The sequence below is a fragment of the Nostoc cf. edaphicum LEGE 07299 genome, assembly GCF_015207245.1.
Classification (GTDB): domain Bacteria; phylum Cyanobacteriota; class Cyanobacteriia; order Cyanobacteriales; family Nostocaceae; genus Nostoc; species Nostoc edaphicum_B.
The window spans coordinates 1-2,884 of the sequence record NZ_JADEXF010000877.1 but is presented as its reverse complement, the minus strand read 5'-3'; the positions used below and the strand labels follow the sequence as shown (position 1 = coordinate 2,884).

At 39.7% G+C, this 2,884-nt stretch carries 3 protein-coding genes and 1 pseudogene; all 4 read left to right on the top strand.

Annotated features, from left to right (window positions below; translation table 11 throughout):
* Positions 1 to 181 (top strand): annotated as a pseudogene (locus IQ229_RS24340) (methionine--tRNA ligase); the annotation flags it as partial.
* A gap of 167 nt (positions 182 to 348) precedes the next feature.
* Complete coding sequence (locus tag IQ229_RS22055; protein WP_094348455.1) at positions 349 to 978, top strand: LabA-like NYN domain-containing protein; 630 nt, start codon at positions 349 to 351, stop codon at positions 976 to 978.
* The gene (gene lptC / locus IQ229_RS22050; RefSeq protein WP_194047402.1) at positions 978 to 2,189 is read left to right on the top strand and encodes an LPS export ABC transporter periplasmic protein LptC; all 1,212 of its coding nucleotides are present in this window, start codon (positions 978 to 980) and stop codon (positions 2,187 to 2,189) included. Before IQ229_RS22055 ends, lptC begins: the two co-directional genes overlap by 1 nt.
* A 93-nt stretch (positions 2,190 to 2,282) precedes the next feature.
* Positions 2,283 to 2,684 (top strand): metal-sensing transcriptional repressor, encoded by a 402-nt coding sequence (locus IQ229_RS22045; RefSeq protein ID WP_194047400.1) that lies wholly within the window; start codon positions 2,283 to 2,285, stop codon positions 2,682 to 2,684.
* Positions 2,685 to 2,884 lie beyond the last annotated feature (200 nt).

The following is a 2,884-nucleotide window of genomic DNA, read 5'->3' as shown; positions in this document are numbered from 1 at the left end:
GAACATCAGTAGCGATATTTATCAGCAACTGGGTTTTGGAATAAACTTTAACGATCGAATAGAAAGTTCAGTTAATGCTCCTTTTGCCACCCATGCTACATGGGGACTACTATCGAGCAAACAACAGTTGGGTAAACACCAACCTGTTTTTCAACGAATAGAACCCCCGAAAAACGATTAGTCCTTATCAAACTCTGATTTTGTTCAATTTTTTTATTTTCTCACAAAATTTATCGTGGCTCAATTTAAATTAGCCGCGGAACATTATCATAAGCCGCTGTGACTAGCATCTAAAAGTTGGTAATTTGTATCAAAAATAACAGGGATAAAAAATGAGGTATCACAATGATGTTGAATAATTTGGAAAACGATTCAATATTTACGCCAGAACAAGTTTTGGAGAATCGAGGTAGGGTCGCCATATTTATTGATGGCTCAAATTTATTTTACGCTGCACTACAACTAGGTATTGAAATAGATTACACGAAACTATTATGTCGATTAACAGGAGGTTCTAGATTACTGCGTTCTTTTTTCTACACTGGTGTAGATCGGACAAACGAGAAGCAACAGGGGTTTTTGCTGTGGATGCGTCGCAATGGCTATCGAGTCATTGCTAAGGATTTAGTCCAGCTACCAGATGGCTCTAAAAAAGCTAACCTGGATGTAGAAATAGCAGTAGATATGATGGCACTAGTAGATTCTTATGATACCGCAGTTTTAGTCAGCGGTGATGGGGATTTGGCTTATGCAGTAAATTCAGTCAGCTATCGTGGCGTGCGGGTAGAAGTTGTGAGCTTGCGTTCGATGACCAGCGACAGCTTAATTAATGTAAGCGATCGCTACATTGATTTAGAAGCAATCAAAGAAGATATTCAAAAAACTCCTCGCCAAAGCTATCCATACCGACCGTTATCAGGCATCGGTTTTTTGGAAGACCCCAGAACTAGTGATGGACACCTAGAAATCCAAGAATAATGGCATATCAATTTCATAAAAGAGGGAGATGGGGAAAGAGAAAAATTCAAAATTTCTCCTCCACTCCCTCCTTTCTTATTTTACCTTTGACCTTTTTCTTGGTATTTGGTTTAGCCGCCTGCGGGAGCAAATCCCCGCCAACTTCCCAACAAAATACTGCGGATTCATCTAATAAAGATAGTAATTTGACTTTCTTTGATGTCACCCTAGAACAAGCAGACGAAGTGGGAAGACCAATTTGGAAAGTCAGGGCTAAAACCGCAAAATACACCAAAGAAAAACAAATTGGTCAGGCTGAAAGCCCTTATGGTGAACTATATCAAGATGGCAAAATTGTTTACCAAATCAAGGCTGATGTAGCAGACATTGAACAAGATGGGAAGCAGTTGTTTCTAAAAGGTAAAATATTTGCCACAGATCCTAGTAATGGGATTGTGTTGCAAGGGAATGAATTAGAATGGCGTCCCAAAGAAGATTTGTTGATTGTTCGTAACAAGATTAACGGTACTCATAAAAAACTACAAGCAGTAGCGCAGGAAGTGCGAGTAAAAACCCGCGAACAGCGGATGGAATTTTCTGGAGGAGTAGTAGCAAATTCTATCGATCCCCAGATGCAAGTGAGAACTGAACATTTAATCTGGAATATTAAAGAAGAAAAACTGATTGGCGATCGCCCTCTAGAAATTGACCGCTACAAAGATAATAAAATTAGCGATCGCGGTAAGGGAAATTCTGCCGAAGTCAACTTAAAAACAAAAATTGCCACTGTCCAAAAAAATGCTCAACTAGAATTACTAGACCCACCACTGCAAATAGCTAGTAACTCTATGACCTGGAACATGAATGCAGAAACTGTCACTACAAACTCACCTACACGAATGTTCCATCGTGCTGAAAATGTCACAGTGACAGCCAATCAAGGTGAAATGAAAATACCGCAAAAAACTGTTTACTTAAAAGGTAATGTCAACGCCGTTGGTCAGCGTCGCCAGTCTTTAAGAGCCAATACACTAACTTGGTATTTAGATAATAAGTTAGTTGAAGCTCAGGGAAATGTTGTTTACCGACAAATTGACCCACCTTTAAATTTTGTGGGTGAAACAGCAGTTGGTAATCTGCAAACAGAAAATATTGTTGTCAAAGGTGGTAGTTCTAGCGGTAGGGTAGTAACGGAGATTATTCCTCAAGAAAAAGCCAATCGTCAGCAGTAAAGTTAGGGTGAATGGGGTCTGCCTTCACCCATAAGTTTTGGGTTGGTCGAGTACTAGACTAGGATTTTAGTAATACAAGCCTTTTGATAGCCCATGAATGGATCAAACCGATTAGGTAAGAAATCCTTGCCAACATCCCAACAAGCAGAACATTCCCACTATCACGATAAAGACCACGAGCATACAGATGGTACTCATGGGACTGGAGACTTGGCTCATCCCCACATCCATAGCGAAGAGTCTTTACGGCGAATTGTCAATCGATTATCGCGTATAGAAGGACATGTTCGTGGTATTAAGGCAATGGTGGAGCAAAATAGCCCTTGTCCTGATGTCCTACTGCAAATTGCCGCAGTGCGGGGTGCATTGGATCGGGTAGCGCGAATTGTTTTGGATGAACATTTAACTGAGTGTATTGGTAGAGCTGCACAAGAGGGTAATATTGATGTTGAAATTAAACAGTTAAAGGCTGCTTTAGATCGATTTTTACCTTAAAAATAAGAAGAATAATCTAAAATGCGTCTGTAAAATTAGTGATGCACTAGCAGCGATGCATTAAAATTCAATAGTGCATCCTGACATTCACTCCAGCGACATCATATTGCCAACTGGTAGACAATCTATTTTTATAGACTTTTCTTTATTCACTTTTTCTAAGAGGCAACCAGGGAAAAACTTATTCCATCAGATAATAT

What these genes read in the sequence shown, in the direction of transcription:
- IQ229_RS22045 (WP_194047400.1), top strand. Translation starts at nt 2,283, where the DNA reads ATGAATGGATCAAACCGATTAGGTAAGAAATCCTTGCCAACATCCCAA.
- IQ229_RS22055 (WP_094348455.1), top strand. Translation starts at nt 349, where the DNA reads ATGTTGAATAATTTGGAAAACGATTCAATATTTACGCCAGAACAAGTT.
- lptC (WP_194047402.1), top strand. Translation starts at nt 978, where the DNA reads ATGGCATATCAATTTCATAAAAGAGGGAGATGGGGAAAGAGAAAAATT.